The organism is Weizmannia acidilactici (assembly GCF_008974225.1).
In the GTDB taxonomy this organism is placed as follows: Bacteria; Bacillota; Bacilli; order Bacillales; family Bacillaceae_C; genus Weizmannia; species Weizmannia acidilactici.
Genome location: NZ_BKZR01000021.1, coordinates 36,056 through 53,583, shown reverse-complemented (window position 1 = coordinate 53,583; position 17,528 = coordinate 36,056). Strand labels below are relative to the sequence as shown.

General features: G+C 44.6%; 20 protein-coding genes and 1 tRNA gene. 12 read left to right on the top strand and 9 right to left on the bottom strand.

Going from position 1 to position 17,528, the window contains the following annotated elements:
- Positions 1 to 428: 428 nt before the first annotated feature.
- Positions 429 to 1,250 (bottom strand): creatininase family protein, encoded by an 822-nt coding sequence (locus tag GBH70_RS09410; protein ID WP_253693682.1) that lies wholly within the window; start codon positions 1,248 to 1,250, stop codon positions 429 to 431.
- Positions 1,251 to 1,420: 170 nt separating this feature from the next.
- Between GBH70_RS09410 and GBH70_RS16755 the strand changes: the two genes are divergently transcribed.
- A complete protein-coding gene (locus GBH70_RS16755; protein WP_172968301.1) occupies positions 1,421 to 1,591 on the top strand; it encodes a hypothetical protein in 171 nt (56 codons plus the stop codon).
- Positions 1,592 to 1,759: 168 nt separating this feature from the next.
- On the opposite strand, the gene GBH70_RS09405 is transcribed toward GBH70_RS16755, so the two are convergent.
- The gene (locus GBH70_RS09405; protein WP_151680800.1) at positions 1,760 to 2,203 is read right to left on the bottom strand and encodes a C40 family peptidase; all 444 of its coding nucleotides are present in this window, start codon (positions 2,201 to 2,203) and stop codon (positions 1,760 to 1,762) included.
- A gap of 281 nt (positions 2,204 to 2,484) precedes the next feature.
- On the opposite strand from GBH70_RS09405, the gene map reads away from it, so the two are divergent.
- On the top strand, positions 2,485 to 3,228 hold the full coding sequence (map, locus tag GBH70_RS09400) for a type I methionyl aminopeptidase (protein ID WP_151680799.1): 744 nt from the start codon (positions 2,485 to 2,487) through the stop codon (positions 3,226 to 3,228).
- On the opposite strand, the gene GBH70_RS09395 is transcribed toward map, so the two are convergent.
- On the bottom strand, positions 3,209 to 3,790 hold the full coding sequence (locus GBH70_RS09395; protein ID WP_151680798.1) for a biotin transporter BioY: 582 nt from the start codon (positions 3,788 to 3,790) through the stop codon (positions 3,209 to 3,211). The two genes, map and GBH70_RS09395, sit on opposite strands and share 20 nt — an antisense overlap.
- A 327-nt stretch (positions 3,791 to 4,117) precedes the next feature.
- Between GBH70_RS09395 and GBH70_RS09390 the strand changes: the two genes are divergently transcribed.
- The 4 genes from GBH70_RS09390 to GBH70_RS09375 all read left to right on the top strand — a co-directional run bounded on the left by GBH70_RS09390 (position 4,118) and on the right by GBH70_RS09375 (position 8,655).
- The gene (locus tag GBH70_RS09390; RefSeq protein WP_151680797.1) at positions 4,118 to 4,504 is read left to right on the top strand and encodes a MerR family transcriptional regulator; all 387 of its coding nucleotides are present in this window, start codon (positions 4,118 to 4,120) and stop codon (positions 4,502 to 4,504) included.
- Positions 4,501 to 6,024, top strand: a complete 1,524-nt coding sequence (locus tag GBH70_RS09385) for a class I adenylate-forming enzyme family protein (RefSeq protein ID WP_151680796.1) — start codon at positions 4,501 to 4,503, stop codon at positions 6,022 to 6,024. The genes GBH70_RS09390 and GBH70_RS09385 overlap by 4 nt, the downstream gene beginning before the upstream one ends.
- Positions 6,008 to 7,657, top strand: a complete 1,650-nt coding sequence (locus tag GBH70_RS09380; protein ID WP_151680795.1) for an acyl-CoA dehydrogenase family protein — start codon at positions 6,008 to 6,010, stop codon at positions 7,655 to 7,657. Before GBH70_RS09385 ends, GBH70_RS09380 begins: the two co-directional genes overlap by 17 nt.
- 71 nt (positions 7,658 to 7,728) lie before the next feature.
- Complete coding sequence (locus GBH70_RS09375; protein ID WP_151680794.1) at positions 7,729 to 8,655, top strand: SDR family oxidoreductase; 927 nt, start codon at positions 7,729 to 7,731, stop codon at positions 8,653 to 8,655.
- 137 nt (positions 8,656 to 8,792) lie between these two features.
- Here GBH70_RS09375 and GBH70_RS09370 read toward each other — a convergent pair whose 3' ends face one another.
- On the bottom strand, positions 8,793 to 9,623 hold the full coding sequence (locus GBH70_RS09370; protein ID WP_151680793.1) for an AAC(3) family N-acetyltransferase: 831 nt from the start codon (positions 9,621 to 9,623) through the stop codon (positions 8,793 to 8,795).
- A gap of 106 nt (positions 9,624 to 9,729) precedes the next feature.
- On the opposite strand from GBH70_RS09370, the gene GBH70_RS09365 reads away from it, so the two are divergent.
- Positions 9,730 to 11,058: a polysaccharide biosynthesis protein gene (locus GBH70_RS09365; protein WP_151680792.1), complete on the top strand. Its 1,329-nt coding sequence runs from the start codon at positions 9,730 to 9,732 to the stop codon at positions 11,056 to 11,058.
- Positions 11,059 to 11,119: 61 nt separating this feature from the next.
- Complete coding sequence (locus tag GBH70_RS09360; protein ID WP_151680791.1) at positions 11,120 to 11,845, top strand: MBL fold metallo-hydrolase; 726 nt, start codon at positions 11,120 to 11,122, stop codon at positions 11,843 to 11,845.
- 27 nt (positions 11,846 to 11,872) lie between these two features.
- Here the strand turns inward: GBH70_RS09360 and GBH70_RS17590 are convergent, their stop codons facing one another.
- Entirely contained in the window at positions 11,873 to 13,000 is a 1,128-nt protein-coding gene (locus GBH70_RS17590; protein WP_151680790.1) for a thermonuclease family protein, read from the bottom strand.
- Positions 13,001 to 13,117: 117 nt separating this feature from the next.
- Positions 13,118 to 13,190, bottom strand: a tRNA-Arg gene (locus GBH70_RS09350).
- Between the two features lie 370 nt (positions 13,191 to 13,560).
- Here GBH70_RS09350 and GBH70_RS09345 point away from each other — a divergent pair.
- Together GBH70_RS09345 and GBH70_RS09340 are read left to right on the top strand one after the other, a co-directional pair.
- Positions 13,561 to 13,740, top strand: coding sequence for a hypothetical protein (locus tag GBH70_RS09345; RefSeq protein WP_151680789.1), 180 nt, complete (start codon positions 13,561 to 13,563; stop codon positions 13,738 to 13,740).
- Positions 13,741 to 13,828: 88 nt separating this feature from the next.
- Complete coding sequence (locus tag GBH70_RS09340) at positions 13,829 to 14,518, top strand: N-acetylmuramoyl-L-alanine amidase family protein (protein ID WP_151680788.1); 690 nt, start codon at positions 13,829 to 13,831, stop codon at positions 14,516 to 14,518.
- 66 nt (positions 14,519 to 14,584) lie between these two features.
- Here the strand turns inward: GBH70_RS09340 and GBH70_RS09335 are convergent, their stop codons facing one another.
- The 3 genes from GBH70_RS09335 to GBH70_RS09325 all read right to left on the bottom strand — a co-directional run bounded on the left by GBH70_RS09335 (position 14,585) and on the right by GBH70_RS09325 (position 16,247).
- Positions 14,585 to 14,929, bottom strand: coding sequence for a FlxA-like family protein (locus GBH70_RS09335; RefSeq protein ID WP_151680787.1), 345 nt, complete (start codon positions 14,927 to 14,929; stop codon positions 14,585 to 14,587).
- A 242-nt stretch (positions 14,930 to 15,171) separates the two neighbouring features.
- Positions 15,172 to 15,528: a response regulator gene (locus tag GBH70_RS09330; RefSeq protein ID WP_151680786.1), complete on the bottom strand. Its 357-nt coding sequence runs from the start codon at positions 15,526 to 15,528 to the stop codon at positions 15,172 to 15,174.
- Positions 15,529 to 15,683: 155 nt separating this feature from the next.
- On the bottom strand, positions 15,684 to 16,247 hold the full coding sequence (locus tag GBH70_RS09325; protein WP_151680785.1) for a beta-class carbonic anhydrase: 564 nt from the start codon (positions 16,245 to 16,247) through the stop codon (positions 15,684 to 15,686).
- Positions 16,248 to 16,408: 161 nt separating this feature from the next.
- On the opposite strand from GBH70_RS09325, the gene GBH70_RS09320 reads away from it, so the two are divergent.
- A complete protein-coding gene (locus GBH70_RS09320) occupies positions 16,409 to 17,062 on the top strand; it encodes a class I SAM-dependent DNA methyltransferase (RefSeq protein WP_151680784.1) in 654 nt (217 codons plus the stop codon).
- Positions 17,055 to 17,528, top strand: a complete 474-nt coding sequence (locus GBH70_RS09315; protein WP_151680783.1) for an S-ribosylhomocysteine lyase — start codon at positions 17,055 to 17,057, stop codon at positions 17,526 to 17,528. Before GBH70_RS09320 ends, GBH70_RS09315 begins: the two co-directional genes overlap by 8 nt.

Genomic DNA, 17,528 nt, shown 5'->3' with positions numbered 1-17,528 from the left:
AACGATGGCGTTATTTCAAGAAAAGAAGAACTTTCTTAACTCCGAAGTTCCTAAATTTTTGTGCTATATCAACATTAACCTTTAACACAGCCAAATACTTAAAACCGTTTCAACCTGTTCTGGAGTTAAACACTTCTAAACATCGTTCGACAATTTTTCTCCTTACATACAATGCATCTTCACTAATTTTAAGATTGTTCGACTCGCGCATTTCTGCCATGTCGCAACACTCCTTTTCTGATTTTTTGAAAGGCTTTGTTATCGTTAATTGCTAATTTTCGACCAAATGAAAAGCCACCTTATGATGATAAGGTAGCTTTTTTTGTACTTGTTCTATTCAACTCTCGCACTCATTAGTTCATTAAGATTGAATAAGATTTAATTAATACAATCTAAAAATCCTTCCATCTAAGGAAGAGATTTTTTAATTAACTTCGGCTAGTCTTTTTGCGATAGGCTTCTTCCAATACTGATTTTAAACCTTCACATTTTTTTGAAATAAATGTTGTCCAGAATTTCTTACCTTTTTCTGCAAGTTCTTCAGGAGTAAAACTATTTTCATCAAGTTTTCCCCAACATCCATCCTTCGTCAATTTATCCCAGAAGATATAATCAGCGTATATTCGATTTTCTGTTGGAACATCCGAACCCATAGATTTTAGTTTTACAAGTTCAGGACATAACCACATTGCGGTACATACTGATAATAAACCACCGTGCATCTCATTAAGTCCTTCTAATCCAGCTGCTTTAATAGCTTCTTCCCAAGGAGTACGACCGTTATGATGAGGGGTTATAACAATCAAATCTTGATACTTATAGTTGATATGCTTGATAAACGCTGCTTCCCAGTAGGAACCCCCGTGACCACAACAAAGAACGAACTTTTTAAAACCCTGCCTATTTAAATTAACTATAATCTCTTCTAACATATTAGTTAATACATTAGGACTTACAGTAACCGTTCCTTTACAGTTAGCGTGTTCTTCAGATGTATTAAAAGGAAGAGTAGGTAATACGTAAGCATTTAACTCTTTCCCATAGGCTTCAGCATATAATTCTGCAATTAAAGTATCCAAATGCATCGGTAAATATGGACCGAATTGTTCCGTGGCTCCAACAGATAAAATAGCTGTATCCGTGCCACTTTCTAATAATTCTTTTGTAGAATTTTTATAACTAAGCATATAAATTCCTCCATATTGTTTATTAATTTTTATCTTATCGGATTTTTGTTCATTCCAACTCACTCCTATCATTAATCTCCAATCATTTAATTCAACAAGGACTAAATAATTCCTTTTAAATCAATAACCAACACCCTCAGCTTATTTAACTAAACTGCTCCGTTAGTTAAATAAAAATCAACATGGAAATTTAACAGAGCCAAAAAGAAAAGAATTTGTACGCGGGAAAATGGTTGAACAAGGAAAAAGTAATCGGAAATAATCCGGTTGCTTTTTTTACAGGCAAGCGTCCACCGCTGCACGAAATTTTGTTTGCCCATCCATGCAAATATTTTGCAATGCCGGGCTCTGCGAAGGAAAGAGTAAATGAGAAAAATAACCCGTATTTCGAACGGCTTGAATAAGAAACCAAAAACCGCCGTTGTAACGGTAAACCATAAGCGGTGTTTTTTCCGTGGGGTAAGCACCATTGGTAAACAAGCAAGATTGTCACTGGAATAATGGAAGCAACCAGTGGAAAGCTTCATAAAAAAGCAAAAAAATATCGGCAAAGGTCCCCAAAGTTTTGAGGGTTATAGCCTTTTTGCGCCGATATAACGTGGTTTCCAATAAGGATTATTCAGGCTGTCGATTTTTACCCCTTGCGATACGGAATGGATGACTTGGTTATGGCCAATATAAATGGCAACATGCGATACTCCTCTTGTATAGGTATGGAAGAAAACCAGATCTCCCGGTTTTAATTTCGATTTGCTGACTTTTTTGCCTTTTGTATACATGGCGGCTGCTGTTCTTGGGAGGGTTTTTCCGTTCTTTTTGTAAGTATATTTTACAAATCCTGAACAATCAAAACCGGATGGAGTAGTTCCGCCCCATTTATACGGCGTGCCAATGTAATGTTTTGCTGTTTTTACAACTTTTGCCGGTGAGTATGTAGCGGCTTCCGTTTGTTTAGATGGAAGCAGAAAACCAAAACCTAACATACAAGAAAGCAGTATTGGAGCTATCTTTCTCATTTTTCCACCTCTATCTCGTAATCACGCAAATCCAATATACCAATTTTTGTCGAATTTTTGGTTACGCTAACATTAAATAATATTACAAAAACATTACATAAACGACAAAATTTTAAATGAGTGGCACTGTTCTGTCTTAATAAACAGAGGGTTCAGTTTCCAATCTTTTTTGTTTGTTAAGGGGAGTGCCGTTCAAACTGGCAGAATTATGTCTAATTTTGAATTAAAAATTTATTTTTATATAATGGAAGCATACTCCACTATTGAAAGGAACGATCTCGATGATTGTCAGGTCAGAAGAAGATTTGGAAGGATTAAAAAAAATCGGCCGGCTCGTTGCGGCGATCCGCGACGAATTAAAAGAGAAGGCAAAACCCGGCATCTCGACGAAAGAATTGGATGAATTGGCAGGTAGAAGATTTGAAGAAAACGGGGCAATTTCAGGCCCAAAAGGAGAGTATGATTTTCCGGGTTACACATGCATCAGCGTAAATGAAGAAGTGGCACACGGAATCCCCGGAAACAGAGTACTGCGCGAAGGGGATCTTGTGAATGTCGATGTATCGGGATCGTTGAACGGATATTATGCCGATACGGGGATCTCTTTTGTGGTTGGAAAAGGGGATTCGGAACTTTTCGCCCTTTGCGAATGTGCGCAAAGGGCGTTCGACCGGGGCCTTGAAAAGATCAGGGCTGGGAAAAAACAAAACCAAATCGGTCGGGCGGTTGAAAAAGAAGTGTACAGAAGCGGATTCGAGGTGCTGCTGAATTTGACGGGCCACGGTGTAGGAAGGGCGCTGCATGAAGATCCGGAGTATATTTTAAATTATTACGATCCGGAAGATACAGATTTGTTACAAGACGGTATGGTCATTGCATTTGAACCGTTTGTGTCGACCGGCGCCGATGAAGTGGTCGAATCAGGTGACGGATGGACATATGTGACGCCGGACGGGAGTTTTGTGGCGCAAGTGGAACATACCGTCATTGTAACAAAAGGCAAGCCTATCGTTTTAACGCGATGACTGGGGAAACCGCCCGGATACGGTGTGCCAGCCAGCCCGCAAACAGCGATAAGATGATGTCTTTCGGAAGCGGCACAGCCATCCAAAGCCAGGCCATTTTGTAACTGAACGCCTGCGGGGCCTGTGCCCAAATTTTATAGGCAGCGTACATCCAGTTGGTTCCTATGAAATAATTGAGAACCAGACCGATGATGGCAGCGATGAAGTACGCTGTTAGATTTTGGCGCTTTTCAATGACTTTGCCGGTTGCATATGCGGCTGCAATAAAACTGAGAATGAATCCGAATGACGGGCTTACGACGGTTTGGAACCCGCCGCTGAACTGCGCAAAAACCGGCGCCCCCAATAAGCCGATCAGCATATAAGCAACCATTGATAGGGCCCCGAGCATGCTCCCGAGTACTGCCCCCGCCAGCACGGCAAAAAAGGTTTGTAATGTAATCGGCACCCCTCCGACGACAAGAAACGGCGCAATTGATGTAATATTTGCCCCAATCGCCATCAGCGCGGCAAACATCCCCGCATAACACAAGTCAATGGCACGGAATTTTTTTGCTGACATTTATTCCACATCCCTTTTTCTTGTTTTGTATACTAATAGATTAAAAAAACAGTAAATATATGTCAACTTAAATTTTAAATAGGTTTACATATAAGCCGGTTTGTTTCAAAATGAGCGGTTTTAGCACTAAAGTGTGGAATGGAATATAGTTGAAGTTTTGGTTCATTCCAAAATGGGGTTGTGCGTTCCCATTTGAAGTTGTTCCATCCCCCGAAAAAGCAGAGATCTAATGGAATTTCGCAAATGCAAAAAGGAATCTGTATTATCATATTGAAGTTAACGTTAACGTAAATAGTATGATAGTTCAAAAGACAGGAGGGGAGTGAGGTGCCTTATACCACATCCGAATTGGCGGGCGAGTTCGACGTGACGACCCGGACGATCCGCTACTACGAAGAACTCGGCCTGCTTAAACCAAAACGCGCTCCGAACGGCAGAAGATGTTACTCCAAAAAAGACTACACAAGGCTAAAACTCATTTTCCGCGGGAAACAATTACACTTTACTCTCGAAGAAATCAAAGAAATGATTGAGCTGTTTGACCGCGACCGCACCGGTATCAAACAATTGGAAAAAACGATTGAATACGGCGAGCAGAAACGGCAGGAAGTCATCCGGAAAATTCAGGAACTTCGGGAACTACAGGCCGAATTGGAAAAATACTTATCTGACTTTCAAACACGCTTAAAAAAGCTAAGGGAGGAGCAGGGATGAACATTCCTGAATTATTGGCACGAAATGCACGAAAGTATCCGTTCCAGGAAGCCGTTGTTTCACCGGATGAACGGCTGACGTACCGGGAACTGGACAAAAAAGTGAACCGTTTGGCGAACGCTCTTCAAAACCGCGGCTTCCGGCCGGGCGCCGGAGCGGTAATCATGATGCCGAACACTGTTGAATTTGTCATTTCTTATTTTGCCGTACTCCGCCTTGGCGGCATAGCGGTACCGATCAATGCTAAATCAAGCCGTGCTGAACTCGAATATATTTTAGAGCACAGCGAAGCATCCGCGTTTTTGGTTCATGAACGGCTTTTTGACGGCATAAAAAAGGCGGAGTTTCCGGAGCAACTTTTGAAAATAAAAACCGGTACTGCTGCATCCAGTTGGCAAACTTTTACAGAACTGATCGGGAACGCGACCGATACGGAAATCCGCTGCCTTTTAAAGGAAGACGATGATGCATCCATTCTCTACACTTCCGGCACGACAGGGAAACCAAAAGGCGTGCTGTTTACTTGCCGTAATATTTTGACTTCCGCTTGGATGATGTGTGTAGAAATGTCGATGAAACCGGAAAGCAGAATTTTGCATATGATGCCACTCAGCCATTCGGCACCGTTGCACCTGTTTTTGGTTGCGGGCACGATTGTAGGTGCAACCCATGTGCTTTCGCCTGTTTTTACGCCGGGAGCGCTGGCCGAAACGGTCGAACAAGAACGCATTACCCATTTCTTTGGTGCCCCTGTTGCTTATTTGTTTACGGCAAAACTGCCAAATTTGAACGATTACGATTTATCCAGCATGCAATATTGGGTGTACGGCGGCGCACCGCTTTCAAAACAGGAAGTCGAAATGGTGCAGAAAGCTTTTCAAACAGACCGACTTGTATGCGTTTACGGTCTGACAGAAGCGGGGCCAAGTGGAACCTTGCTGCTACCGGAAGAACACAAAGAAAAAGCGGGAAGCATAGGGAAACGCGCAGCCCTTGGAACGGAAATCAGGCTTGTGAATGATCAAGGGGAAGAAGTGGGAATGAAAGAAGTCGGTGAAATCGCGTTATATGGGGAGAGTGTGATGAAGGGTTATCTCCGCGATCCCGAGGAAACAAACCTCGTCTTACAAAACGGCTGGCTGCTCACGGGTGATCTTGCAAGAAAAGATGAAGACGGCTTTTTCTGGGTAGTAGACCGAAAAAAAGATATGGTCATCTCAGGCGGCGTCAATGTGTATCCGAAAGAAATCGAGGATGTGTTGATTAACCATCCGAAAATAAAAGAAGTTGCGGTCATCGGTGTATCGCATCCGGAATGGGGCGAAACTGTAAAAGCTTTTCTCGTGTTGGAGGAACCGATCGGTGATATTGAAGGAGAATGCAATCGCTTCCTATCTGGAAAACTTGCCTCCTATAAAATTCCAAAACTGTATGAAGTAATCGATGAGCTGCCGAGGAACGCCACGGGCAAAATTCAAAAACAAGTGTTGAGGGGGATGACGAATGAACTTTTATCTTGACGACCCGAATTTAGGACGGCTGCTGCAAAAATATTTAGATCCGCAGTTTTTTGAGTGGGCTGAAAAAGAATGCACCGAATTCGGGGCGATGTGTGCGGAGGAGATCGATGAGCGTGCGGCGCACACCGACCGCGAAGGCCGGCCGAAACTCATCAAATACAACCGTTACGGGGAAGATGTGTCAAAAGTATGGGTGAATGAAGGCTATTTAAAAACGGTTGAGCAGGTATACAACAAAGGAATTGTCGGCTATGTCCATAAAAACATTCCAGATTTGGGCCGTAGAGGCAACTATGTGTATGCGTTTACGCAAGGCTATTTGTTGTCGCAGGCGGAACCCGGGTTTTACTGCCCGGTAACCTTGACGGCGGCGGCTGCATTTTTGCTCGACCATTACGGAAGCGAAGAACTCAAACAGGCCTATTTGCGGCAGCTCATTTCAACGGGGGAAGTTGAGCGTTTTGAAGGGGCGACTTTTTTAACGGAACGGCAGGGCGGCTCTGATGTCGGCGCCAATGAAACGAGGGCAGTTGCAGAAGGGGGCCATTACCGGCTTTACGGTGAAAAATATTTTGCCTCCAATGCAGGGATGTGCGGCGTGGCTATGGTATTGGCAAGGCGTGAAGGGGTGCCGTCCGGAACGAAAGGCTTAAGCTTATTTTTAGTGCCGTGGGAAAAAGAAAACGGTGAAAAGCACGGCATTTATATCCGCCGCTTGAAAGATAAACTCGGCGTGCGCGCGGTGCCGTCCGCCGAAGTCGTGTTTGATGGCGCGAAAGCTTATCTCGTGGGGGATCCTGCGAAAGGTTTTTACTATATGATGGAGGCGTTAAACCTTTCGCGCGTCTGCAATGCCGTTGCTTCAATTGGTATTATGCGCCGGGCTTACAGGGAAGCACGGGCATATGCGCTAAGAAGAACGGCATTTGGCCATAGGCTTGCCGATTACCCGATGGTGAAAGAAACGCTTGTCAAAATGGCGGCGAAGCAGGAAGTTGAAACAAGTGCCGTTTTCAGACTTGCCCGACTTTTTGACCGGACTGCTTTCGGAAAAGCGGATAAAAAAGAACAAATCATGGCGCGCCTTCTGATTGCACTCTTAAAAATGGAGACGGCCGAGCAGGCGATCCATTTTGCGCATGAAGCGATCGAAATGCACGGAGGGAACGGCTATATTGAAGACTTTGTCACACCAAGGCTTTTGCGCGATGCACAGGTGCTTACCGTCTGGGAAGGGACAGCCAATATTCTCGGACTTGAAGTGCTGCGCCTGATGCGGAAATTCAACGCCCATGAAATGTTCATTAAAGAGATGAAAAGAAAAACTTCTGTCTTGCAGGCGGGAGCCTTGTTATCTGCCGGGATTGAACAGCTGGAAGAAACTTGCCGGTTTGTCATGGAAGCGAAAGACGAGGCAGCCCAAACTTACCATTGCAAACGGATCGCCAAGCAAATGGTGAAAATTTTCGAAAGCGTGGTCGCGTTGGAAGATGCAGGGACCGGGGAACGTCAAAAATCCGTTGTCGAAGCATTTCTTCAGTTAACATGGCATGATCCGCTTTGTATCGACCCGGAAATGGCTTTCGTAAAAAATTTTGATGAAATTGTATTGGAAACGGTTCTGGGAAATTAGTGCGGCTGTCACGGAATTTCTTATGGCGAATACACTAAATGGAAAAAGCCTGGATAAAGAGGTGATCCATTTTGTATTGGCAGCAGCCTTATGCATATTTTTATCCGCCACAGCATGAACCGGTTTCACGGCATCACAGGCCGAAATATACGTTTCCGCCGCAGCATCAGCCGAAACAGCCGGGGATCGAGAAGCTGATGAACCCGCGCCCGTTGGTGGAAGATCTATCGTATTCGGGATCGGGCAAATTGAAAAATAAAATGGCAATTGTGACCGGCGGGGACAGCGGAATCGGGGCGGCCGTTGCGATTGCTTTTGCCAAAGAAGGCGCAGATATGGTAATCCCGTATTTTTACGAGTACGAAAACGAAGATGCCGAGCGCACGAAACGGAGAATTGAAGAGCTGGGGAGGCGGTGCCTGCTTATTCCAGGGGATTTGAAGGAGCCGGCTCATTGCCGGAATGTGGTGAAACAAACGATCGACACTTTCGGGCGCCTGGATATTCTTGTCAACAACCATGCGATGCAGTTTACCCAGGATAACTTCCTCGATATTACAAACGAGCAGTGGGATTTGACGTTTAAAAACAATATTTACAGCTTTTTCTATATGGTAAAAGCCGCGCTGCCTTATTTGAGAGCGGGCAGTTCGATCATCAATACAACATCGGTTGCTGCTTATGAAGGGCATAAATCTTTGATTGACTATGCCTCGACAAAAGGAGCGATTGTGGCATTCACAAGGTCGTTGTCGCAAAATCTTGTTAAGAAAGGGATCCGTGTAAATGCGGTGGCGCCCGGTCCGATCTGGACGCCGCTGATCCCGTCGAGCTTCAGCGCTGAGCAGGTTGCAAAATTCGGACGCGACGTGCCGATGAAACGTGCCGGCCAGCCGTATGAACTGGCGCCGGCTTATGTATATCTTGCATCCGGTGATTCCAGCTATGTTACCGGGCAGGTTCTTCATGTTAACGGCGGCACGATTACCGGATCATAGAAGTTAAGATATCCACATAAATCGGGGATTCGGAACATGAACGCGTGTGAATTTTGCATGAAAAAAAGCTGAACTCGCATGAATCTGCGTAGCAAATCTGCATGAAGTGTAAGCTGCGTTCCAAAAAAGAAGATAACTTACTCGTTATCTCCTTCATCATGCTTCTGAGAATTATCCAAAAATTGTTCGGTGAAATCGACCAGCGCCCGCTGTTTCATCAGCCTGGACAGGGCCGCGCCGACAAAACCGGTTTTCACTTTGTGGCTGCGTTCAAAAGCGCGGCCGATTTTATTGAACAAATCGGAGTTTTCTTCATAATCTTTGTATGACTTCCATACCCTTTTGCCGTTTACCATCATGGCGCAGCTCTGTTTAAATACGGTTGTGTACCGCGACGAACGGTATTCGCCAAGGTGCATCGAAGTATTGGAAAGATAATCAACCCCGAGCAGCAAAATATACCCGTTCTTATCGTAAATGCGGGCGAGCGGGGATTTTTCCCCGAACGGGAAGTCAAGCGAGTGGCCTTCCACAATATATTTTGCGTCACGGCCCCATGCTGTAAACGAACAGTTTGGGTGATTGCTCCTTAAAACGCCCGGGAATGTCCGGAAAAGTTCAGCAATCCGGCCCATCCCATAAGTGGGGGTAATCCGCGGATCGAAGGCCGGTATGGATTTGCGGATCTCATCCCACCATTCTTCCGGGATAGGCGGATTTTCCCAATAAGCCGGATCCGAATTATTCGTTGTTTGCGCCGGCATCACAATGGTCCCTTGATTGGTAATGACTTCCATTAATGCTTGGATTACGGCAACTTCTCCCCCGCAAACCCAGCCAATCGAGCTTAAAGAAGAGTGGACGATCACGGTCATGCCTTCCGCAAGCCCCAGTTTGCGGAAATCTTCCATAAGCCTTTCTTTTGTGACCAAGATATGTTTTTTGCGGATGACTTGTTCTTCTGACATACAGGCTTCTCCAATCTTGCATATTTTTATTGTAATGTTTCTCCGGGCTTGCCTCATATCCTTTAATATTGAAAAAGTTTTCCAAGATAAGGAGAAGAGGCAGAACATGGCAGTGTTTTTTAAAGGAGCGCTGATTCTGATCGGTGTCGCTTTTATAGGAGAATGCATTGAATTTTTGACCAATATGGTGCTAGCGAACGAACTCGGGGCACATGGCATGGGTTTGTATATGTCGATTTTGCCGGTGATTTTTTTAATTGTGACGATTGCCAGCATGGAACTGCCGATCTCGATTTCAAAATTTATTGCTGAAAAAGAAGAAAAATACCACCGCGGCATGCTGCAGTATACGATCCGCCTGACGATTCTGTTTGTGCTTCTTTTGATGGCAGCAGCCGTTTTGTGGCTTCACGCACTGCCGGTTTTCCGGCATTACCATCCGTATATCCGTTGGCTGATCGTTGCCCTTATCCCGATTATAGCATTTTCCTCGATCGCAAGAGGGTATTTTATGGGTGTCCAGCAAATGGGAAAAATTGCCGTCGCCAATTTCCTGAGAAAAATCATGCAACTCGTTTTGCTTGTTTTTCTATTCCATTGGATTCAGTTTGATTTGGAGCTGTCCATTTTCATTGCGCTGTGCACGCTTGTCGGGAGCGACCTGATTGTGCTGCTGTATCTTTTCCATATGTTTGTGCTACAAATGAAAATGCTGAAGAAAAAAGAACAGGCGGAGATGGGCGGGAAAACGATCCGGAGAAGTTTGCTTGCAGTTTCCCTGCCGACAACTGGCATGCGCGTCTTTCATTCGATTACAAACGCCATTGAGCCATTTTTTATTAAATGGGTGCTCGTCAAATCGGGTATGACGGAAACAATGGCGAATGAACATTTCGGGCTGATGGCGGGCGTAGCTTTTACGATCGGTTTTTTCCCGGCTTTTATTGCCCACTCCTTATCAACGGTGCTGATTCCGACCGTTTCGGAAGCATACGTCAAAAAAGACGGCTTGAAGCTGCAAAAACTGTTGCAGCAGGTCATGATGATGACATTCGTTTACGGGTTGCCGGCCGTAGTGATCATTTATCTATTCGCTGTTCCACTCGCTGCGCTGTTTTCACATTCTGCCGCCGCGGCCGTTTATGTGCAGCTTTTATGGCCGTATTTTTTGTTCCATTATTTTGTCATTCCGATGCAGGCGTTTTTAATCGGGCTCGGGCTGGTCAGGGATGCATTGGCGCATTTTGTTTGGTCAACGGCCGTGATGTACTGTCTGATTTATTTTCTCGGCGTCAATCCGCAGTATCAAATGGCGGGTGTCATGATCGCAATGAATACGGGGACGCTTCTTGTAATGATGATGCATTATTTAACGATTTGCAAAAAAATTGAAGTTTCCCTCATTTTGCGGAAGCCGATGAAACACACATTTTAACGCGCTTATGGACATGCGGCATTCCTTACGTTTAAAATGGGGGAAACAAGGAGGGATGATGATGCTTGAATTTATTGGCTGCGGCAGCGCTTTTCATACGGAACTCGGAAACAATAGCGCTTTTTACATAAAAGGCCAGACGCTTTTTCTCATTGACTGCGGGAGTAGCACATTTGCAAGGCTGCGGGAATCAGGGATTTTGCAAAAAGCGGACCGAATCCATGTCGTTTTGACCCATACGCATGCCGACCACGTAGGATCGCTTGGGGATCTGGTGCTTTATGGTTATTGGATCATAGGGAAAATGGCGGAGCCGGCTGTAACGGTCTATGCGCCTAAAGACTTAAACATCCGTATGCTATTGGACATGATGGGCGCGGAGGAAAAAACGTATATCCTGAAAGAATTCACTCCCGGAGAAGAGATTGAAATTCCAGAACTTTCTATCCGGTTTGAAGCGGTTCCGGTCAGGCATGTTCCCGAACTGCACTGTTTCGGCTATGTGCTGAGGATTCAAAACGAGTTGATTTATTACAGTGGCGACTGTTGTGAAATTCCCGCGTCTATTTTAGAAAAACTAACCGGCGGTGCATTTGGCGCTTTTTATCAGGATACGTGCAAAGCGGATTACGAAGACAATGTGCACTTGTCGCTCCGCAAATTGGCAGAAATCATCGGCCCGGCATTCAGGGATAAAGTGTACTGTATGCACCAGGACGAGGGTTTTGACAGGGATGAAGCTGAAAAACTCGGTTTTCAAGTTGTAAAACCATACGGAGAAAAGTAAAAACACAAGGGCATGGTACCCTTGTGTTTATTTGGAAGGCCTGTACCCGGCTTTTTTCGCCTGCGCCTCTGTACAGAACCATACAATATTGTCCTTTGTCCGGTTGTAATATGGATTCCCCGGTAAATGATAAATTTTGCTGTTTGCATTGCCTTTAATTTTTCCTTTGCAGACCATGTTGCTTTCCTGGTCATCTGCAGGGTTGTTTTGGTATGCACTTGAGCTTCCGGCCCCGCCCGTACCGGACTGCTTTGCGGATGATGATTTCGCAGCGGCAGTTGATTTCGAGCAGCCGTTAAATCCGGAATCGGTGGCATATCCTTTTTGAGACCAAATATGTAAGTGCTTGTTTTCTGCAATCTTTTCGTCTTTTTCGTATTTTGACAAATATTTGTACGGCGGATGATAAATATAAGCGACCCGGGCATAACCGTCTTTCAGCAATTCTTCCTGCACCGATTTTCCATTTACATACACATAGGCAAGAAGACGGCCGTATTTATCGCGGGTATCGCCGTTTGTTTCGAATTCCAGCGTCAACTTGCCGCTGTTGACCAATTGTTTATTTTTGTTATAGGCACTCACGGCATACGGCTGGACGCAGGTACCCGGTTTTTTCTCTTCCGGTGTATCCACCAGCAAATAGCGCACTGTTTTTTCTTTCCCTTTATAGATGACTTTGATTGTATCCCCATCAACCGTTTCTACCAATGTTGCGGCATGCTGGTTGGATGGAGTGGAAATTTTTTTATGTTTTTTTACTGCAGGTACCGCAGCCTCAGCCGGTTTGCTTTTATCTTCTTTAGGATTGCTGCCGGACTTGCCGGCGGTGTTTTTCGCTTTGGTAGCAGCTGTTTGATAATCACTCTTTTGATGCGTTGTATCCTGTGTTGGTGCCGTGATTCCGAAAAGAATGAAAAAAATGATGGCAAGGATGAAATATCCCGTACTGGAAGAAAACTTTGTTTTTTTCTTTGCCCAAAAGCCGAGGCGCGGGAAGAAAAAACTTAAAAAAGCAAAAAGCAAGGACAGGAATGCGAAAGCCAGGAAAAAGCCGTTAATATGTGAAAACAAAAATTTAACGGCATTTATGACAACAGCGATGACCGCCAGAACGACAAAAAATCCAAGGCAACCAAAGCCAGCTTTTTTCATTTTATAATCCCCCTTAAAATTTCCACGCAATGACATCCTGAAAGCTTTGGAGCCATGGGAAACGACATGATAAAAAGCACAAGGGCAACCTTCCCTTGTGCTTTCTCTCTATATAAGCGGCCCCGAGAGGACTCGAACCTCCGACGCACGGTTTAGGAAACCGACGCTCTATCCACTGAGCTACGGAGCCATATCTGTGTTGTTAAAATGAACAGATATTATTATATACGAAAAAGTTGTTTTTGAAAAGCCTTTTTGCATTTTTCGGCGGATTTGTTGCAGCTTTACTAAGGTATCCAGGCGAGGACGGTTTTCTTCTGCACGTAGAGAAATAAATTTGTGATCCATCTTGCAATGGCACCGATGTTGTTTTATATCTTTAGTAATATATTAATCAATTTAACCGTAATAAATTCAGTTTAAAGCACTTCCAAATCTTTATTTTTTGTGGAGGATAAAGGCAAATTTTCCTGCCACGAGATTTCCCGCTTCTAATTCTAACCCCTTGAATAGCATATGGAAAAGGGGGACGGTATATGTAAGACGTCTATCAGGTTGGCATGATCCCAATCATCATGGGCTTGGGGGAAATGTTCAAGCGGATCGGGTTTCCGGCAAAATATTTCCCGCTTCTTGCCGTTATTTTCGGCCTCGGGTTCGGAATTTTTTATACCGGAAGCAATTTGAAAGAAGGGATCATCAAAGGGTTTATGCTCGGGCTGTCAGCGAGCGGATTGTAAAGCGGCGCGAAACATATGGCGGGAAAGTGACCGGAATTCAGTTTAAAAGATATGTAGGGAGTGAGGGAAACGAAAAGGGGTGAAGAAAATGTTTAAACTTTTTCTTGATCCCGGGCATGGAGGAAAAGACCCGGGCGCAACAGGAAACGGGCTGGAAGAAAAGGATATTACTTTGGTGATTGGCAAAAAAATCCGGACCATTTTAACAAATGATTACGAAAATGTTTCCGTAAAAATGTCGCGGACGACCGATACATTTATTTCCTTGGAAGACCGCACCGATACAGCGAACAGCTGGGGTGCTGATTACTTTCTCTCGATCCATATTAATTCAGGAGCGGGGACGGGATTTGAAAGTTATGTTTACCCCGATGTCTGCTCCCCTACCACAACATACCAAAAGACGATCCACCAGGAAGTGCTGAAACTCAATGATTTACAGGACAGGGGCAGAAAAGAGGCCGACCTCCATGTGCTCCGGGAATCGCGCATGCCGGCGTTGCTGACGGAAAACGGCTTTATTGACCGGGCAAGCGATGCGGCAAAAATGAAACAAAACAGCTGGATAGAAGATGTCGCGCAAGGGCATGTCAACGGGTTGGCCAAGGCGTTCGGCCTGAAAAAGAAGAGCGGGGCAACGTACCAGAAAGTGGTCAAAGGGGATACAGTCTATTCGTTAAGCAAAGAATATGGTTCCAGCATCCAGCAAATCAAGGAATGGAATAATTTGGATGATGACTATACGATCTATGTCGGGGAAAGATTGCGCGTAAAATAAGAAAAAAGCAGGGGCTATCATCGGCGCCTGCTTTTTTCCATTGAATATGTTCTCTGTGTTTTTCCATTACTCCGATGCCGGGTTTGCTTGCAACTGGTTATACAGCGCATAAGCCGCGTTGCTGATCGTCACCTCGTCCTGCGATTGGGCTTGTGCCGCCGCAGGAGTTGAATCCGACTTGCTTTCGGCTTCCAATCTTTGGATTTCCACTTCAATTTGCTGCAATTGCGTCTGCAGCTGCTTTAACTGCTGAGAATTGTCCGTGGATCCCGAAGAAGAAGCACTCAATTGTTTAATTTCCGCTTCCAGTTCTGTTTTTTGCTTTTGCAATTTTTCCAATTGGGATGAAGAACTGGATGAAGCTGCTGCCGTGCTTGTAACGGTTTGGAAAGAAACTGAACTGATTTGCATCAATGTCACCTGTTTCGTAAAAAATTTGAATTCCCTGCCATTATAGCCTTTCGTATCTTAAAAAAGGCTTAAAAAACCGGCGCTAAAGGCCGGCTAAAAGAAAGGGGGGTAAGACAAATAGGGCAATTTGTCCAGCGTGTTTGCTTGCTGCTTGTCCTCGCTACACCGTTTATGATAAAGGCCAAATCCTAAAGCGCTGTGAAAAAAATATAATATTTTAATGAGGATTCCATAAGATTGGGTTAACCCAGATTCTCCAAAACGGGGATCAGGTTGTCGAAAAAAGGCTTTACAATAAAATCTTTCGCTCCGCTTTGAAGAGCTTCCAGCATGAGCGACTTTTTCCCGAGCGCAGTGCACATGACCACATTGGCGTTTTCGTCGATTTTCATCAATTCTTTTAACGCCGCGACCCCATCCATGTGTGGCATCGTGATGTCGAGCAGGACAATATCAGGGCGGTATGCCGTATATCTTTCCACCGCTTCCAGGCCATCACTGGCTTCGGCAACAACCTGGTAACCGTGCCTCTCCAGCAATGCCCTCAGTTTCATCCGCATAAACATCGAATCATCCACAAGCAAAACGTTTTTTTTCATTGGAGCCACCGTCCTTTTTCCAGGTGTACATTCATGATGTTTGGCCGGCCAAGCCGTCTAATTTATTTTACCATGGAAGTGTAGGGAAATTGTCATGTGACAAAGGTACTAAAAAATAGGAAAAACTGGGCGAAGCAATCTCTCAGGTGAACGTTTTAATTTTCATAGCCGTTGATGACAAGATCGAGCTTCCCTGTTTCCGGGTCAATCACGAGGCCGTGTACCGGCACTTTTTTGTCCATGAGCGGATGATTTTTAATGATACCGACGCTTTTTTCGACACTGTTTTCCACTCGGTCAAAACCGCTCAGCCATTCGCCCAGGTCGATCCCAGCGTTGGTGAGCGTCTCAATGGTTTTTTCTTCTACCCCGCGTTTTTTCATATTCGTAAGCACAGATTCCCCTTTTAAACCAGTCATGCCGCAGTCATAGTGGCCGATGACGAATACTTCATCCGCCTTCAACTGGTAGATGGCGACAAGCAGGCTCCGCATCGTGCTGTCAAACGGGCTTGTCAGGATGGCCCCGGCGTTTTTCACGATTTTCGCATCGCCGTTTTTAATATTCATCGCCTTATGTAATAATTCGATAATCCTTGTATCCATGCAAGTAAAAATTACCATGCGCTTGTCCGGAAATTTGGAAGTGGTATAAGGCTCATACTCTTTTTTCTCCACAAATTCCTCATTGAAAGCCATAATGTTATCCAATAATGTCATCACATCTCATCCTTTCCAGAATATTTTAAAATACAACCGCCATGAATGAAAGTAAAAACGTTTAAAATGGTGATTAATATTCAGTCCCAAAGTTTGCAAAAAATAATAATACGTGGTACATTTAATTCATAGTTATTTTATAGGAAATGGAGGGATTAAGATTGGGCAGAGAATTTGATGCGCTGTTCGATGAATGGTCCCACTCTTATGATCAAACAGTTTCCGGCAAAGATTCCGAATACGGGGAAGTATTCTTTCAATATGATAAAATTTTGGATGCTGTCGCTGGCCGTGCGGAAGGGTTTGTTATTGAATTTGGCCCCGGCACCGGGAATTTAACGGGAAAACTGCTGCAGAGAGGGCTGTCTGTAATTGGCATAGAACCTTCTGCCAATATGAGAAAAATTGCACAACACAAGCATCCGAGTGTTAAAATAACAGATGGGGATTTTTTAAATTTTACAGTCCCGAAAAAAGTGGATACGATTGTGAGCACCTATGCTTTTCACCACTTGACGGATGCAGAAAAGCGGTATGCCATTTCCTTGTACCGGGGGTTTTTAAACCCTGGCGGCAAAATTGTTTTTGCCGATACCGTTTTTAAATCAGAGGAAGCAAAGCGGGAGATGATCCAGGAGGCAAAAAACAGAGGGTTCAGCCGGCTTGCAAAAGACTTGGAAAGCGAGTACTACACGACGGTCCCTGTGCTAGCTTCTATTTTCAAAGACAATCATTTTGAAGTTTCGTTCGATCCATTAAACCGTTTTGTATGGTTGATTGATGCAAAATTGAAAGGAGTGCATGACAATGGCTGAAATGCAAAAAATGAATGTAGAAAGTTTTAATTTGGACCATACGAAAGTAAAAGCGCCATACGTGCGCCTCGCAGGGGTGAAAGAAGGAATTCACGGCGATGTGATCCGCAAATACGATATCCGTTTCTGCCAGCCGAACAAAGAGCATATAGAGATGCCGGCACTTCACTCACTGGAACATATGATGGCGGAATTCGCCCGCAATTATACAGACAAAATTGTGGATATCAGCCCAATGGGTTGCCAAACCGGTTTTTATTTTTTGGTCATCAATTTGGACGATTATAACCAGGTGCTCGATATCATTGAAAAAACATTGAATGACGTGCTTCAAGCAACCGAAGTGCCGGCGTGCAATGAAACGCAGTGCGGCTGGGCGGCGAGCCATTCATTGGAAGGCGCGCAGGAGATTGCAAGAAAGATGCTGGCAAAACGTGATGAATGGGCACAGGTTTTTGCCGAATAA